Annotated in this window: 16 protein-coding genes; 8 read left to right on the top strand and 8 right to left on the bottom strand. The window is 62.2% G+C overall.

The features are described from left to right. Nucleotides 1-34 precede the first annotated feature (34 nt). The 4 genes from ACTJJN_RS08955 (at nt 35) to ACTJJN_RS08940 (ending at nt 5,105) form a co-directional block, all read left to right on the top strand. Complete coding sequence (locus tag ACTJJN_RS08955) at nt 35-2,359, top strand: Tex family protein (RefSeq protein WP_088513472.1); 2,325 nt, start codon at nt 35-37, stop codon at nt 2,357-2,359. After that, a complete protein-coding gene (locus ACTJJN_RS08950; protein ID WP_440781205.1) occupies nt 2,359-2,742 on the top strand; it encodes a PaaI family thioesterase in 384 nt (127 codons plus the stop codon). The genes ACTJJN_RS08955 and ACTJJN_RS08950 overlap by 1 nt, the downstream gene beginning before the upstream one ends. A gap of 153 nt (nt 2,743-2,895) precedes the next feature. Next, entirely contained in the window at nt 2,896-4,473 is a 1,578-nt protein-coding gene (gene gshA / locus ACTJJN_RS08945) for a glutamate--cysteine ligase (protein WP_029611781.1), read from the top strand. After that, on the top strand, nt 4,473-5,105 hold the full coding sequence (locus ACTJJN_RS08940) for a TetR/AcrR family transcriptional regulator (RefSeq protein ID WP_011953211.1): 633 nt from the start codon (nt 4,473-4,475) through the stop codon (nt 5,103-5,105). The genes gshA and ACTJJN_RS08940 overlap by 1 nt, the downstream gene beginning before the upstream one ends. Nucleotides 5,106-5,191: 86 nt before the next feature. Here the strand turns inward: ACTJJN_RS08940 and ACTJJN_RS08935 are convergent, their stop codons facing one another. The 8 genes from ACTJJN_RS08935 to ACTJJN_RS08900 all read right to left on the bottom strand — a co-directional run bounded on the left by ACTJJN_RS08935 (nt 5,192) and on the right by ACTJJN_RS08900 (nt 12,267). Then, the gene (locus ACTJJN_RS08935; RefSeq protein WP_003255829.1) at nt 5,192-5,407 is read right to left on the bottom strand and encodes a TOBE domain-containing protein; all 216 of its coding nucleotides are present in this window, start codon (nt 5,405-5,407) and stop codon (nt 5,192-5,194) included. A gap of 27 nt (nt 5,408-5,434) precedes the next feature. Further along, nucleotides 5,435-6,247 carry an aliphatic sulfonates ABC transporter ATP-binding protein gene (gene ssuB / locus ACTJJN_RS08930; protein WP_003255830.1) on the bottom strand — a complete coding sequence of 271 codons (813 nt, stop codon included), beginning with the start codon at nt 6,245-6,247 and terminating at the stop codon, nt 5,435-5,437. Then, nucleotides 6,244-7,041 (bottom strand): aliphatic sulfonate ABC transporter permease SsuC, encoded by a 798-nt coding sequence (ssuC, locus tag ACTJJN_RS08925; RefSeq protein ID WP_003255831.1) that lies wholly within the window; start codon nt 7,039-7,041, stop codon nt 6,244-6,246. Before ssuC ends, ssuB begins: the two co-directional genes overlap by 4 nt. Nucleotides 7,042-7,051: 10 nt before the next feature. Next, a complete protein-coding gene (gene ssuD, locus ACTJJN_RS08920) occupies nt 7,052-8,200 on the bottom strand; it encodes an FMNH2-dependent alkanesulfonate monooxygenase (RefSeq protein WP_011953210.1) in 1,149 nt (382 codons plus the stop codon). Between the two features lie 59 nt (nt 8,201-8,259). Continuing rightward, nucleotides 8,260-9,225: a sulfonate ABC transporter substrate-binding protein gene (locus ACTJJN_RS08915; protein WP_010951615.1), complete on the bottom strand. Its 966-nt coding sequence runs from the start codon at nt 9,223-9,225 to the stop codon at nt 8,260-8,262. Nucleotides 9,226-9,310: 85 nt separating this feature from the next. After that, nucleotides 9,311-9,904, bottom strand: coding sequence for an NADPH-dependent FMN reductase (gene ssuE / locus ACTJJN_RS08910; RefSeq protein ID WP_003255835.1), 594 nt, complete (start codon nt 9,902-9,904; stop codon nt 9,311-9,313). Between the two features lie 218 nt (nt 9,905-10,122). Beyond that, complete coding sequence (locus ACTJJN_RS08905) at nt 10,123-10,761, bottom strand: peroxiredoxin (RefSeq protein WP_003255836.1); 639 nt, start codon at nt 10,759-10,761, stop codon at nt 10,123-10,125. Between the two features lie 165 nt (nt 10,762-10,926). Next, nucleotides 10,927-12,267 carry an OprD family porin gene (locus ACTJJN_RS08900; RefSeq protein ID WP_011953209.1) on the bottom strand — a complete coding sequence of 447 codons (1,341 nt, stop codon included), beginning with the start codon at nt 12,265-12,267 and terminating at the stop codon, nt 10,927-10,929. 518 nt (nt 12,268-12,785) lie between these two features. On the opposite strand from ACTJJN_RS08900, the gene tauA reads away from it, so the two are divergent. The 4 genes from tauA to tauD are packed head-to-tail and all read left to right on the top strand — an operon-like array spanning nt 12,786 to nt 16,277. Continuing rightward, nucleotides 12,786-13,757 carry a taurine ABC transporter substrate-binding protein gene (gene tauA / locus ACTJJN_RS08895; protein WP_003255840.1) on the top strand — a complete coding sequence of 324 codons (972 nt, stop codon included), beginning with the start codon at nt 12,786-12,788 and terminating at the stop codon, nt 13,755-13,757. A 13-nt stretch (nt 13,758-13,770) separates the two neighbouring features. Beyond that, nucleotides 13,771-14,559, top strand: coding sequence for a taurine ABC transporter ATP-binding subunit (tauB, locus tag ACTJJN_RS08890; protein WP_011953208.1), 789 nt, complete (start codon nt 13,771-13,773; stop codon nt 14,557-14,559). Then, nucleotides 14,556-15,395 (top strand): taurine ABC transporter permease TauC, encoded by an 840-nt coding sequence (tauC, locus tag ACTJJN_RS08885; protein WP_014755027.1) that lies wholly within the window; start codon nt 14,556-14,558, stop codon nt 15,393-15,395. Before tauB ends, tauC begins: the two co-directional genes overlap by 4 nt. Before the next feature lie 48 nt (nt 15,396-15,443). After that, entirely contained in the window at nt 15,444-16,277 is an 834-nt protein-coding gene (gene tauD, locus ACTJJN_RS08880; RefSeq protein ID WP_019750185.1) for a taurine dioxygenase, read from the top strand. The last annotated feature ends 31 nt before the right edge of the window (nt 16,278-16,308 follow it).

The raw sequence follows: 16,308 nt of genomic DNA, 5'->3' as shown, positions 1-16,308 counted from the left end.
CGACCCCCGTATTCACAAATGTCAGGTGGTTTACATGGACAGCATCAACAGCCGTATCGCCGAGGAACTGGGCGTACGCCCGCAGCAGGTCGAGGCGGCCGTGAGCCTGTTGGACGAAGGCTCGACCGTGCCCTTCATCGCCCGCTACCGCAAGGAAGTGACCGGTAGCCTTGACGACACTCAGTTGCGCCACCTGGAAGAGCGCCTGCGCTACCTGCGCGAACTCGACGAGCGTCGCGCCAGCATCCTTTCCAGCATCGAGGAACAGGGCAAGCTGACCCCGGAACTGGCCCGCGAGATCAAGCTGGCCGACACCAAGACCCGCCTCGAAGACCTGTACCTGCCCTACAAGCAGAAACGCCGCACCAAGGGCCAGATCGCCCTGGAAGCCGGCCTCGGCGAACTGGCCGATGGCCTGTTCAACGACCCGACCCTGGCCCCGGAAAGCGAAGCCGCACGCTTCGTCAATATCGAAAAGGGCGTGGCCGACGTGAAGGCCGCGCTGGAAGGCGCCAAATACATCCTGATGGAGCGTTTTGCCGAAGACGCCGCCCTGCTCGACAAGCTGCGCAGCTACCTCAAGCAGGAAGCCGTACTCAGCGCCCGCGTCGTGGCTGGCAAGGAAGAGGAAGGCGCCAAGTTCCGCGACTACTTCGCTCATGACGAGCTGCTGCGCACGGCGCCATCGCACCGTGCCCTGGCGATCTTCCGCGGGCGCAACGAAGGCGTGTTGAGCGTCTCGCTGAAGGTCGGCGAAGAACTGCCCGGCACCCTGCACCCATGCGAACTGATGATCGGCAACCACGTCGGCATCGAAAACCGCAGCCGACCCGCCGACAAGTGGCTGGGAGAAGTGGTGCGCTGGACCTGGAAGGTCAAGCTGTACACCCACCTGGAAACCGACCTGTTCGGCGAGCTGCGCGACAGTGCCGAAGGCGAGGCGATCAACGTGTTCGCCCACAACCTGCACGATCTGCTGCTGGCCGCCCCGGCCGGCCCGCGCGCCACCCTGGGCTTCGACCCGGGCCTGCGCACCGGCTGCAAGATCGCCGTGGTCGACGCAACCGGCAAGCTGCTGGACCACACCACGGTCTACCCGCACGCGCCGAAGAACGACTGGGACCGCACCATTTCCATCATGGCCGCACTGTGCGCCAAACACTCGGTGGAGCTGATCGCCATTGGCAACGGTACCGCCAGCCGCGAAAGCGACAAGCTGGTGGCCGAGCTGGTCAAGAAATATCCAGCCCTGAAAATCACCAAGATCATGGTCTCCGAAGCCGGTGCTTCGGTGTACTCGGCATCGGAACTGGCCGCCCGCGAGTTCCCGGACCTGGACGTGTCGATCCGCGGCGCCGTGTCGATCGCCCGCCGCCTGCAGGATCCGCTGGCCGAACTGGTGAAGATCGATCCGAAATCCATCGGTGTCGGCCAGTACCAGCACGACGTGTCCCAGCTGAAACTGGCACGTGGCCTGGACGCGGTGGTCGAGGACTGTGTGAACGCCGTGGGCGTGGACGTGAACACCGCTTCGGTGGCACTGCTGACGCGCATCTCCGGCCTTAATGCCACGCTGGCACAGAACATTGTCGCCCACCGCGATGCCAATGGCCCGTTTGCTACCCGTGCAGCGCTGAAAAAGGTCAGCCGCCTGGGTGAGAAAACCTTCGAGCAGGCCGCCGGCTTCCTGCGTGTGATGAACGGCGACAACCCGCTGGACGCCTCTGCGGTGCACCCTGAGGCTTACCCGCTGGTGCAGCGCATTGCTGCCGATACCGACCGCGACATCCGCTCGCTGATTGGTGACAGCAGCTTCCTCAAGCGCCTGGACCCGAAAAAGTTCACCGACGAAACCTTCGGCCTGCCAACTGTCACCGACATCCTGCAAGAGCTGGACAAGCCCGGCCGCGACCCGCGCCCGGAGTTCAAGACCGCCACCTTCCAGGACGGCGTCGAAGACCTCAAGGACCTGGAACCGGGCATGATCCTCGAAGGCGTGGTGACCAACGTTACCAACTTCGGTGCCTTCGTCGACATCGGCGTGCACCAGGACGGCCTGGTGCATATCTCGGCGCTGTCGGAGAAGTTCGTCAAAGACCCGCGTGAAGCGGTCAAGGCCGGCGATGTGGTCAAGGTCAAGGTCATGGAAGTGGACATCCCGCGCAAACGCGTCGGCCTGTCCATGCGCATGAGCGACACCCCGGGCGAGAAGGTCGAAGGCAACCGCGGTGGTAACCGCGGCAATGGTGGCAGCCGCCAGCAGCAGGCACCGCGCCAGCGTGAAACCGCCACGGCTGCGCCGGCCAACAATGCCATGGCCTCGCTGTTCGCCAACGCCAAGCAATTGAAGAAGAAGTAATGGACGTACCACGCGAATACGTCGAAAGCGCCTTCAGCCAACTGCTGGGCTGCCGCCTGCAACACCTGGACACAGGTGTTGCCGAGGTAGCCCTGGCACTGGAGCCCCAGTTGCGCAACCGTGGCCAGAAGCTGCACGGCGGGGCGATCTTCAGCCTGGTGGATATCGCCATGGGCCTGGCCTGCTCGGCCAGCCATGGCTTTGACCAGCAAAGCGTCACCATCGAGTGCAAGATCAACTACATGCGTGCCGTCAGCGACGGCGAAGTGCTGTGCAGCGCCCGCGTGCTGCACGCCGGGCGGCGCACCCTGGTGGTCGACGCCGACGTAGTTCAGGGCGACAAGCTGGTGGCCAAAGCGCAAGGAACCTTCGCGGTTCTCTAGCTCACCAAGCAGTATCTGCGGTATTTTCAGCAGTGCGCTGGCACTGCTGGAACCGCGTAAACCAGGCGACAACGCCAGTTCCTTTCTTCCTACCCTTGTAGACCGTTATCTCTACCCCCATATTGGGGCGACTGACGCGTGAAGGAATACATCTTGAGCGAACTCCTCAACCGCCGCCTGAGCCTGCTCGGCGCCAATCTCCCCCTGCTCAAGCAGTGCCTGCACGGTATTGAGCGCGAATGCCTGCGCGTGACCGATGAAGGTCGCCTGGCCCAGACCCCGCACCCGGAAGCACTGGGATCGGCGCTGACCAACGAGCAGATCACCACCGACTATTCCGAGTCGCTGCTGGAGTTCATCACCCCGGCCCTGGCCGATCCGGCCAAGGTGCTCGAAAGCCTGGAAGAGACCCACCGTTTCGTCTACAGCAAGCTGGGCGACGAATACTTGTGGAGCCCGTCGATGCCGTGCACGCTGCCGGCCGAGGAGGACATCCCGATCGCCGAGTACGGCAGCTCGAATATCGGCAAGCTCAAACACGTCTACCGCAAGGGCCTGGCCCTGCGTTACGGCCGCACCATGCAGTGCATCGCCGGTATTCATTACAACTTCTCGCTGCCCGAAGCGCTTTGGCCACTGCTGCGCGAAGCCGAAGGCAGTACGGAAAATGACCGCGACTACCAGTCGTCGGCCTACATCGCGCTGATTCGTAACTTCCGCCGCTACAGCTGGCTGCTGATGTACCTGTTCGGCGCCTCGCCGGCCCTGGACAAAGGCTTCCTGCGTGGCCGCCCGCACCAGCTCGAAGAGCTGGATGCCGAAACCCTGTTCCTGCCTTATGCCACCAGCCTGCGCATGAGCGACCTGGGTTACCAGAGCAACGCCCAGGCCGGCCTGACGCCCTGCTACAACAACCTGGCCAGCTACACCGACAGCCTGCGCAAGGCCGTTGGCACGCCCTACCCGCCTTACGTTGAAATCGGCACGCATGTGGATGGCGAGTGGGTTCAGCTGAACACCAACATTCTGCAGATCGAAAACGAGTACTACTCGAACATCCGCCCCAAGCGCGTCACCTACACCGGCGAGCGGCCGATCCAGGCCCTGACCTCGCGGGGCGTGCAGTATGTGGAAGTGCGTTGCCTGGACATCAACCCGTTTCTGCCGGTCGGTATCGACCTGACCGAGGCGCGCTTCCTCGACGCATTCCTGCTGTTCTGCGCCTTGGAAGACAGCCCGCAACTGGACAACGGTGAGTGCGGCCAGTGCACCAGCAACTTCCTGACCGTGGTTAAGGAAGGTCGTCGTCCGGGCCTGGAGTTGCACCGCAATGGCCAGCCGATCAGCCTGAAAGACTGGGCCAGCGAGCTGATCGAGCGTATCCGCCAATTGGCCAATCTGCTCGACCAGGCGCAAGGTTCTGATGAGCACGCCAAGGCCCTGGATGCGCAGCAGGCCAAGGTCGACGACACCTCGCTGACCCCGTCGGCCCAGGTGCTGGCACGCATGACCGAGCATGACGAGAGTTTCGTCCAGTTCTCGCTGCGCCAGAGCCGTGTGCACGCCGAGACTTTCCGCGAGCAACCGCTGAGCAACGAAAAGCAGCAAGCATTCGAGACGCTGGCCCGCGAGTCGCTCGCCAGGCAGTCCGAGCTGGAGCGAGACGAAGTCGGTGATTTCGACCTGTTCGTCGGCGCCTACCAGGCCAGCATCCTGGCAATCAGCAGCTGATGAACCGCACCACCACCCCGCGCAAACCGCGCGCCAGCAGCCAGGCCAGGATCGAGGCGATCCTGGCGGCTGCGCGTGAGCTGTTGGCCGAGCAAGGGGTGGCAGCACTGTCTATCTACAGCGTGGCCGAGCGGGCGCAGATTCCGCCTTCGTCGGTGTATCACTTCTTCGCCAGCGTGCCGGCCTTGCTGGAGGCACTTACTGCAGATGTGCACCGGGCGTTTCGCGAAGCCCTGAGCGCTCCGATCGACAGCAGCGCGTTCAGCACCTGGCACGAACTGTCACGGCTGATCGAACAACGCATGCTTGATATCTATCACGAGGATGCAGCGGCGCGGCAGTTGATCCTGGCGCAGCATGGCCTGAGCGAGGTGGTGCAGGCCGACCGGCAGCACGACATGGAACTGGGCGACTTGATGCACACGTTGTTCGACCAGCATTTTCACCTGCCGGTGATGCCACTGGATGTGGACGTGTTTGCCTTGGCCATGGAATTGAGCGACCGGGTGTATGCGCGGTCGGTGCAGTTGCACGAGGCGATCACCCCGCGCATGGCCGAGGAAGGCAAGCGGGTGTTCGAGGCGTATCTAGGGTTGTACCTGCCGCCGTTTCTGGCCAAGCGTTCCCGCTGAGAAATCTGGGGCCGCTTGGCGGCCCTTNGTGGGAGCGGGCTTGCCCGCGAAGGGCTGCAAAGCAGCCCCAATATCGACCCGCCGCATCACAGCTTGGCGATAGACACTTCAGTCGACTTCACAAAGGCAATCACTTCACTGCCCACTTGCAACTCCAGCTCACGCACGGAACGGGTGGTAATCACCGAAGTGACGATACCCGAAGCCGTCTGCACGTCAATTTCCGACAGTACCGGGCCTTCGAGGATTTCTTTCACAGTACCTTTGAACTGGTTACGAACATTGATGGCTTTGATAGTCATGGTTTGCTTCCTTTTGGCTTTTGGGATTCAGTGCGCCCAGCGCAGTTGCGTGGGCAGAGGGGCTACAGGATCCGGCTCGGGCGCAGTGCCCGGGGTGGACAGAACACGGTTGAGCACTTCGCTTTCCAGCGCGGCCAGACGGTGCGAACCACGCGCCCGGGGCCGTGCCAGGTCAACAGTGAGGTCGAGCCCGACCTCGCCGTCCTCAATCAGGATCACCCGGTCAGCCACGGCAACCGCCTCGCTGACGTCGTGGGTCACCAGCAGCACAGTGAAGCCGTGCTGACGCCACAGGCGTTCGATCAGTTGCTGCATCTCGATGCGGGTCAATGCATCCAGCGCCCCCAGTGGCTCGTCCAGCAGCAGCAGGCGGGGCTGGTGAATCAAGGCTCGGGCCAAAGCCACGCGCTGCTTCTGGCCTCCCGAGAGCGCCGCCGGCCATTCGTTGGCGCGGTCGGCCAGGCCAACCGCATCCAAGGCCTCCAGCGCACGCTGTCGCCAGTCACCAGACAGCCCAAGGCCAACGTTGTCGATCACCTTCTTCCACGGCAGCAGCCGCGCGTCCTGGAACATCAGGCGGGTTTCTTCACGGGCCTCTTCCAGCGGCGCGGCACCCGCCAGCAGTTGCCCGGCGGTGGGCTGGTCCAGCCCGGCCAGCAGCCGCAGCAAAGTGCTCTTGCCGCAGCCGCTGCGGCCGACAATGGCCACGAACTGGCCGGCCGGAATGTGCAGGTCGATACCCTTCAGAACTTCGCGTTGGCCAAAAGTCTTGCGCAGGCCCTTGGAGGCCAGCGGGGTGCCACGCAGCAGGCGTGGTGGCTGTTCCTTGAGCACGGTCATGCGCCCTCCTTCCTGGCAACTTGATAGGCCGGGTGCCAGCGCAGCCACACACGCTCCAGGCCTCGGGCCGCAAGGTCGGCAAGCTTGCCGAGTACGGCATACAGGACGATGGCCAGCACTACCACGTCGGTCTGAAGAAATTCGCGAGCATTCATTGCCAGGTAACCAATGCCAGCGTTGGCCGAAATGGTTTCGGCAACAATCAGCGTCAGCCACATGAAGCCCAAGGCGAAACGCACGCCCACCAGGATCGAAGGCAGCGCCCCCGGCAGGATCACCTGGCGGAACAGGCCGAAGCCGGACAAGCCGTAACTGCGCGCCATTTCCACCAACGCTGGGTCAACGTTGCGAATGCCGTGGTAGGTGTTCAGGTAGATCGGGAACAACGTGCCCAGTGCGACCAGAAAGATCTTTGCCGACTCGTCGATACCGAACCACAGAATCACCAGCGGTATGAGCGCAAGGTGCGGCACGTTGCGGATCATCTGTACCGAGCTGTCGAGCAGGCGTTCCCCCCAATTCGACAAGCCGGTGATGAAGCCCAGTACCAGGCCGATGCTGCCGCCGATGACAAAGCCCAGGCCTGCACGCCAGCCGCTGATGGCCAGGTGGGTCCAGATTTCGCCGCTGCGCACCAGCTCGACGCCCGCGCTTACCACTGCGCTAGGTGCCGGCAGGATACGCGTCGACAGCCAGCCAGCGCTGACCGCCAGTTGCCATATGGCCAACAGCAGCACTGGCAGCGCCCACGGCGCCAGGCGCTGGGTCAGGTTGGAAGAAGTTGCACGACTCATGGCCAGGCCCTCAGCTCTGCGACACAGATTTGGGCAGGATGTCGTTGGCCACCATTTCGCCGAACGGGCTTACATAACCACCGGTTTTCGGCTGCTCTGGGCGCTGCACATCAAGGTGCGGGAACAGCAGCTCCGCCACGCGGTAAGACTCTTCCAGGTGTGGATAACCCGAGAAGATGAAGGTATCGATACCCAAGTCGGCATATTCCTTAACCCGTGCTGCCACGGTGGGGCCATCGCCCACCAGTGCGGTGCCCGCCCCGCCACGTACCAGGCCAACACCTGCCCACAGGTTGGGGCTGACCTCCAGGTTGTCGCGGTTGCCGCCGTGCAGGGCAGCCATGCGTTGCTGGCCCACCGAATCGAAACGCGCCAGCGAGGCCTGGGCGCGGGAGATGGTGTCATCGTCAAGGTGCGAGATCAGGCGCTCGGCAGCGGCCCAAGCCTCTTCGTTGGTTTCCCGCACGATCACGTGCAGGCGGATACCGAAGCGTACTTCGCGCCCTTGAGCAGCCGCTTTTTCGCGCACCTGTGCGATCTTCTCGGCAACGGCTGCCGGTGGCTCGCCCCAGGTCAGGTACAGCTCGACCTGCTCGGCCGCCAGGTCCTGAGCGGCCTCGGACGAGCCGCCGAAATACAGCGATGGGCGTGGTTGCTGAATCGGCGGGTAGAGCAGCTTGGCGCCTTTTACCTGGATGTGCTTACCGTCGTAATCGACGTTTTCGCCTTCCAGCACCTTGCGCCAGATACGGGTGAACTCGACCGAGGCTTCGTAGCGCTCCTGGTGGTTCAGGTGCAGGCCGTCACCCGCCAGCTCGTCCGGATCACCACCGGTCACCAGGTTGAATAGCGCACGGCCATTGGACAAGCGATCGAGGGTGGCCGCCTGACGTGCTGCCACGGTCGGCGAAATGATGCCCGGGCGCAGGGCTACAAGGAACTTCAGGCGCTGGGTCACGGGGATCAGCGACGCGGCCACCAGCCAGGAGTCCTCGCAGGAACGCCCGGTCGGGATCAGCACCCCACCAAAACCAAGGCGGTCAGCAGCCTGCGCGATCTGCTGCAGGTAACCGTGGTCGACCGCACGTGCGCCTTCGGAAGTGCCCAGGTACTTGCCGTCACCGTGGGTGGGGAGGAACCAGAAAATGTTAAGGCTCATTGGAGTCGTCTCCTCAAGGGTGGCTCTAGCCGGAGCGGCGCCCCGGCACTGGCAGTCAATCAAGGCGCGCTAGCGACTTTGGCAGGGGGTGTCCAGATCACGTCCTTGATGCTCAGCGGCTTGGGTATCAGCTTGAGCGCCTGGAAGGTGTCGGCGATCTTCTGTTGCGCGGCCACCACCTCTGGGGTCAGCGGCGCAGCGCCGTAGCCTTGGCGTTTGACAGAGGTCAGGGTGATGCCGGCAGGCAGGCCGAGCAGCGGGGCAACCTGGTCGGTCACCTCCTGCGGGTTGGCCTGGGACCATTCACCCACGGCGCGCACTTCCTCGATCACGGTGTTGATCACCGCTGGGTGCTGTGTCGCATAGTTGCGGGTGGCGAGGTAGAACTGGTGGTTGTCGACCAGGCCCTTGCCGTCACGCAGGGTGCGCGCTTGCAGCTGCTGCTCGGCGGCGGCCTGGTAAGGGTCCCAGATCACCCAGGCATCCACGCTGCCGCGCTCGAAGGCGGCGCGGGCGTCGGCTGGCGGCAGGTAGACAGGCTGGATGTCGCTGTACTTGAGGCCGGCGTCTTCCAGGGCGCGGACCAGCAGGTAGTGCACGTTGGAGCCTTTGTTGAGGACGACCTTTTTACCCTTGAGGTCCTTCACCGACTGGATCGGCGAGCCCTTGGGCACCAGGATCGCTTCGCTGTGCGGCGCTGGCGGCTCGTAGGCCACGTAGAGCAGGTCGGCGCCAGCGGCCTGAGCGAACACAGGAGGCGTCTCGCCGGTTACGCCGAAATCGATGGAGCCGACGTTCAGCCCTTCAAGCAGCTGCGGGCCGCCGGGGAATTCGGTCCATTGCACCTGTACTCCCTGCTCGGCCAGACGCTTCTCCAGCGTGCCCTTGGCCTTGAGCAGCACCAAGGTGCCGTATTTCTGGTAACCGATACGCAGGCTCTCGGCCTGGGCTTGGGTAATGGCGCCGAAGGACACAGCCGCCGCAAACAGGGCGACCAGACCACGACGCAAGAAGACTGTGCGCATGGCGCTCTCCTGTGCGAATGGGGTTCGGGTTGCACCTGCTTGCCTCGTTAACGGGCGAGTAAGGTGGTGAAGCGGGTAATGCCGTTCAGATGCTCCAGCGAGCGCTGATCAGACGTTCGTTCAGTACGCCAGGGGCCACGGGGCGCGGCCGACGGGCCAGGGCGACGTGGAAGGTTTCCAGCGAGTCGTGCAGGCGTTCTTCCAGCGCCTGTACCAACTGCGCGGGCTTTGTACCTTCTGCGTAAGCCACCTGGCTGTCGTCGGCAAAGATCCCTTGCAGGGTCTCTTGTGCCTTGAGTGCCGACAGCACCGGCTTCAATGCGTAATCCACCGCCAGCATGTGGGCGATGCTGCCGCCAGTGGCGATGGGCAACACGATCTTGTGGGCCAGGGCGCGCTCGGGCAGCAGGTCAAGCAAGGTTTTCAGGGCACCGGAAAACGAAGCCTTGTACACCGGGGTGGAGACGATCAGGCCATCGGCCTGGGCCACCAGCTGCTGAAAGTGTTGCACATGCGGGCTGTCGAAGCGGGCATGCAGCAGGTCTTCGGCGGGAAAGTCACGCACCTGGAATGTCACCACTTCAACGCCGCGATCCTGCAGCCACTGGCGCGAACGCTCGAGCAGCACGCCGGAGCGTGAACGGAGACTTGGGCTACCACCGATTGAGACGACCAGCATTGCTGCGCTTCCTTGTGTTCTGTTGGAGGAGACATTAACAGCTGCTACATATATCTAGAAATCATATTTTTTCATTTGTTTATTCCATTATTGTCTTTACCCATAAAGACCTCCTCGCGGGCGCGCCCGCTCCCACCGTTTTTTACAGGCATAAAAAAGGGCCGTCGAAACGGCCCGAAAATCCCTGCTTGGCTAAGAGCAATGCAACGAGGAATCCATTAACGATTGGGTTGAGGGGTCAGGCGCAGATAGGGTTTGACCGCCCGGTAACCTTTGGGGAAGCGCTGCTTGATCTCCTCCTCGTCTTTGAGCGAAGGCACGATCACCACTTCATCGCCGTCCTGCCAGTTACCCGGTGTGGCAACCTTGTGGTTGTCGGTCAGCTGCAGCGAGTCGATCACCCGCAGAATTTCGTTGAAGTTGCGCCCGGTACTGGCCGGGTAGGTAATGGTCAGGCGCACCTTTTTATTCGGGTCGATGATGAACAGCGAGCGCACGGTCAGGGTGTCGCTGGCGTTCGGGTGGATCAGGTCGTAAAGGTCGGACACTTTGCGGTCAGCGTCAGCAATGATCGGGAAGTTGACCACGGTATTCTGTGTTTCGTTGATGTCATCGATCCACTTGTGATGCGAGTCGACCGGGTCCACCGACAGGGCGATGGCCTTGACCCCGCGCTTGGCAAATTCGTCCTTCAGCTTGGCGGTCAGGCCCAACTCGGTGGTGCACACCGGGGTGAAGTCGGCCGGGTGGGAGAACAACACCCCCCAGCTGTTGCCCAGCCACTCGTGGAAGCGGATCTTGCCTTCGCTGGAATCCTGTTCGAAATCGGGGGCGATATCGCCGAGTTTGAGGCTCATGGGCTGCGGCTCCTGGGCTGGGTTCTGTACCGTATGGGCTCAATTTGCCTGCATTCAGTTAAAAATAAAAAGAATAAATAACGATTTATTTATAACCATAACGCATACGAACTAGCAGGCACAAAAAAGCCTCGCACTAGGCGAGGCTTTCTTTGTGGCTACGACTTACAGGAAGCTGTAAGTGTAGTTCACGATGAAGCGAGCCTGATCCTGGTCGGCACTGCTCTCACCGGCACCACGGTACACGCCTTGGCGCAGGCTGAAGCCCAAGCCTTTGAGGGCACCTTCCTGGAGGGTGTAGTCGATGCGCGCATCGCGTTCCCATTCATTGTAGGTACCGCTGCCCGACTTGTTGCGGATATCGTCACCACGCAGGTAAGCAACCGATGCCTTCAGGCCTGGCACACCCAGCGCCGCGAAGTCATAGGAGTACTGACCGAAGGTGGTGTTTTCACCAGCACGGGCGAACTGGTTGATCATGCTGTCGGTGAACAGGTAGAAGCTGGAGCCGCCAGCACCTTCCGAGGTGCCGCTGTCGTTGCTCAGGCTGCCCTGGTTCAACCATACGAAGCCACCGTCGTCACCCACTTGCTGGTGACCGAGCATCAGCGCGTGGCCACCCAAGGTATAGGTGAACATGGCGGACCAGGTCTTGTTGTCGATCTCGCCGGTGTTTTTGGCGTAGCCACCGTTGTTGTTGAAGTTGTAAGCGCTGTCGTTGCCATTCTTGCCGTCGCTGCTGCTGTCGAAGTAGCGCAGGTCGGTCTTGAACGACTGGTCGTCAGCGATCTTGAACACGTGGGTCGCGCCCAGGAAGTGCTGCTTGTAGAAGTCTTCCAGGTTCGAGTAGTAGTACTGCAGGGTCAGGTCTGGAGTGAGCTTGTAGTCCAGGCCACCATAGCGGAACTTGTTGCTCTCGGCATTGGAACCGGCGACAGACAGACCGGTACGGTTGCTCGAAGCACGGCCCATGGCGTGGGTCAGCTGACCCGCGTTGATGGTCAGGTTATCGATTTCCTTCGACTGGATGGTGCCACCCTCGAAGGTTTGTGGCAGCAGACGACCATCGTTGGAAACCAGGATCGGCAGGTTCGGTGCGAGCGCGCTACCGAAATGCGCTTCGGTCTTGGAGAAGCGCGCCTTGGCATTGGCACCGAAACGAGCCCACTGGGCTGCAGAACCTTTGCCGTCATCCGGGAAGAAGCCGGACTTGTGGTAACCCTCGCCACCATCCAGGTGAATACCCCACAGCGCTTGGGCATCAACACCGAAGCCTACGGTGCCTTGGGTAAAGCCCGAGATGTAGTCGAGCTTGAAGCCCTGGCCCGACTCACGCTGATCCGGGCGCTCCGCACCAGGTCTTGCGTGATCTTCACGGTTGTCGTTGTTGAAGTACATGGTGCGCGAGCTGAGCGACAGTTTGCTGTCCTCAACGAAACCGGCAGCGCCTGCTTGTTGGGCGAGAACCCCCAGTGCCACGGCCAGAGCCAGGCTGGACTTGTACATGTTTTGCTCCTCTACGTTCTAATTTTTGTGTATCTCTGGCGGAGGGGTCTGATGCCCCGCTCACCGGGATGGGCGATTTAGTCCCAAAGCGTGACTATTAAGTCAATCGTTTCTAAACGTTTCGCGACTTTGGTCTAAGACGCCACCTGCGCTACAGGATAATGACAATCCTATAAATCCAAAATGACCGTTTTATGAATTTGTAAGACTTTTAAGGAATATATTAGAAACCTTTACTGCAATTCGTTGTAGCTACGACTCGTTTAATAACTTTTGGTTATTTGCAAACGTTTGCTCATAACCTAATGCCAAATCGTTCTATCGGGCCTAGAACGCCTCGCACGCCTCGCTGATTTCGCCACGGGTCATGGCGCACTCACCCCTTGTTCGCCTGCGAAACGCCTGGCTTTAAAGCGTTTGGCTCCTAAGCTAATGCAAAAAAGTTATTTATTTTAATTTTCTTAGATCATTTAGCCTTCTCGTCATCCAACCCGACTTGCCTGACGAGAGGTTCAACCATGATCCCGCACGCTCCGCTGCGCCTGTTCGCCGCCCTGACCCTCGCCAGCACCAGCTGGTTGGCCCAGGCAGCCGACCTGACAGTGGCCTACCAGACCACTGTCGACCCGGCCAAAGTGGCACAGGTCGATGGCGACTACGAAAAAGCCAGCAAGGCCAGCATCGACTGGCGCAAATTTGATAACGGCGCAGACGTGATCACTGCCGTGGCCAGCGGCGACGTGCAGATCGGCTACCTGGGCTCCAGCCCGCTGGCCGCTGCCGCCACCCGCAAGCTGCCGGTTGAAACCTTCCTCATCGCCACCCAGATTGGCGCGGGTGAAGCGTTGGTGGCCCGTGACAGCATCAAGTCGCCGCAAGACCTGATCGGCAAGAAGGTCGCCGTCCCGTTCGTGTCCACCGGGCATTACAGCCTGCTTGCCGCACTGAAAAGCTGGAATATCGACCCTTCCAAGGTACAGATCCTCAACCTGGCGCCGCCGGCCATCATTGCCGCCTGGAAGCGCGGCGACATCGATGCGACCTACGTGTGGGACCCGGCCCTGGGCGTGGCCAAGGAAAACGGCAAGGTCCTGATCACCTCCGGCGAACTGGCCCAGAAAGGCGCGCCTACCTTCGATGCCTGGATCGTGCGCAAGGACTTCGCCGAGAAACACCCTGATGTGGTCAAGGCCTTTGCCAAAGTCACCCTCGATGCCTACGCCGACTACCGCAAGGACCCGAAAGCCTGGCTGGCCGACAAGGGCAACGTAGACAAGCTGGTGAAGCTGTCCGGTGCCAAGGCCAGCGACATCCCGGTGCTGCTGGAGGGCAACGTCTACCCGCTGGCCGCTGACCAGGCCAACGCCCTGGGCGCGCCGACCACCCAAGCGCTGACGGACACCGCCAACTTCCTCAAGCAGCAAGGCAAAGTCGAAGCAGTGCTGCCGGACTACTCGCCGTACGTCAGCGCCAAGTTCCTTCCAAACTGATCCGGAGCCCGTCATGGCCTTGCTCGAGCTGGAGCGCATCAGCGCACAGTACCCAGGCGCCAGCACCCCGGTGCTGGCCGACATCAACCTGAGCCTGGGACCACGCCAACTGCTGGTGGCCCTGGGGCCTTCCGGCAGCGGCAAGACCTCACTGCTCAACCTGATCGCCGGCTTCGTCGCCCCCAGTGGCGGTGACATCACCCTCGATGGTGTGCCGGTGCAGGGCCCCGGTGCAGAACGCGGCGTGGTGTTCCAGGACGATGCCCTGCTGCCATGGCAGAACGTGCTGGGCAACGTCGCCTTCGGCCTCGAACTGGCTGGCGTACCCCGCGCCCAGCGTGAGGCCAAGGCCCGCGAAATGCTCACCCTGGTCGACCTCGATGGCTTCGGCGAACGGCGTATCTGGCAATTGTCCGGTGGCCAGAAGCAGCGCGTGGGCCTTGCCCGGGCGCTGGCGGCTGCCCCTCGGGTACTGCTGATGGATGAACCGTTCGGTGCCCTCGATGCCTTCACCCGTGAGCAGATGCAAGAGCTGCTATTGCAAGTTTGGCAACGCACCGCCAAGCCGGTGTTCCTGATTACCCACGACATCGAAGAAGCGGTGTTCCTCGCCAGCGAACTGGTACTGCTGGCGCCCAACCCGGGACGCGTAGTGGAACGCCTGCAGCTGAACTTCGGCCAGCGCTATGCCGCTGGCGAATCGGCCCGGGCCATCAAGTCCGATCCAGCCTTCATCGAAACCCGCGAGCATGTGCTGGCGCGGGTGTTTTCCCAACGCCAAAGCCTGCAGGAGCGCGCATGAGCAGCCTGGACCTGCCGGTCGCCGGCAAACACAACACCCAAACCCGGCCAGCCGCCACGCTACGCCACCCACTGTCCACCCGCTGGATCAGCACCCTGACCCTGGCCAGCCTGCTACTGGCCTGGTGGCTGGTGACGGCTGCCGGTTGGGTAGAGCCCCTGTTCCTGCCCTCGCCCGGCGACATCCTGGCCAAGGCATGGACCTTGCTGACCCAAGGCTACATGGATGCCAGCCTGGGGCAGCACCTGAGCGCAAGCCTGGGCCGCATCGGCCTGGCGCTGGTGGCTGCGACCCTGACCGCAATACCCGTCGGCATCGCTATCGGCTACAACCGCGTAGCCCGCGGCATTCTCGACCCGCTGATCGAGTTCTACCGGCCCATCCCGCCGCTGGCCTACCTGCCGCTGATCGTCATCTGGTGCGGTATCGGCGAGTTGTCGAAAGTGCTGCTGATCTACCTGGCAATCTTCGCCCCCATCGCCATTGCCACAGCCACCGGTGTGCGCACGGTAGATCCGGCCAAGCTGCGCGCGGCGCAGTCGCTGGGCGCAAGCAAGGCCCAACTGATCCGCCACGTCATTTTGCCCAGTGCATTGCCTGACATCCTTACCGGCATCCGCATTGGCCTGGGGGTCGGCTGGTCGACCCTGGTGGCTGCCGAACTGATCGCCGCCACCAGCGGCCTGGGCTTCATGGTGCAATCGGCGGCGCAGTTTCTGGTCACCGACGTGGTGGTGCTGGGCATCCTGCTGATCGCCCTGATCGCCTTCGCTCTGGAAATGAGCCTGCGTGCCCTGCAACGCAAGCTGGTGCCCTGGCATGGGCAGATTCACTGAATTCCATTGTCCACGCCAGCACACTGGCGCCCGATTGAAGAGACCGACATGAGCCTGACCATCACTCCCCTAAGCCCAGCACTCGGCGCCCAGATCAGCGGCGTGGACATCAGCCGCGATATCAGCGCAGAAGAGCGCGATGCCATCGAACAGGCACTGCTCCAGCACCAGGTGCTGTTCCTCCGCGACCAGCCGATCAACCCGGAACAGCAGGCGCGCTTTGCCGCACGCTTCGGCGACCTGCACATCCACCCGATTTACCCCAACGTGCCGGACACCCCGCAGGTGCTGGTGCTCGACACGGCGGTTACCGATGTGCGCGACAACGCCGTGTGGCACACCGACGTGACCTTTTTGCCGACCCCGGCACTGGGCGCGGTACTCAGCGCCAAGCAATTGCCTGCTTACGGTGGCGATACCCTTTGGGCCAGCGGCATTGCGGCCTTCGAGGCCTTGTCGGCGCCGCTGCGTGAAATGCTGGGCGGGCTGACCGCTACCCACGACTTCACCAAGTCGTTCCCGCTGGAGCGCTTTGGCACCACGCCGGAAGACCTGACGCGCTGGGAGGCCACCCGGCGCAACAACCCACCGCTGTCGCACCCGGTGGTGCGCACGCATCCGGTGAGCGGGCGCAAGGCGTTGTTCGTCAATGAAGGGTTCACTACACGCATCAATGAACTGAGCGAACTGGAAAGCGATGCGCTGCTGAGGCTGCTGTTCGCCCATGCGACGCGACCGGAGTTCAGCATTCGCTGGCGTTGGCAGGAGCATGACGTGGCGTTCTGGGACAACCGCGTGACCCAGCATTTTGCGGTGGATGACTACCGGCCGAACCGGCGGGTGATGCACCGGGCGACCATCCTTGGGGATGCACCTTTCTAGCGGTTGCCTGTCTGGCCTCTTCGCGGGCTTG

This window comes from Pseudomonas sp. 22515, assembly GCF_052044625.1.
Taxonomy (GTDB): Bacteria; Pseudomonadota; Gammaproteobacteria; order Pseudomonadales; family Pseudomonadaceae; genus Aquipseudomonas; species Aquipseudomonas alloputida.
The sequence above is the reverse complement of the archived record's forward strand: the minus strand, read 5'-3'. Positions and strand labels throughout refer to the sequence as shown.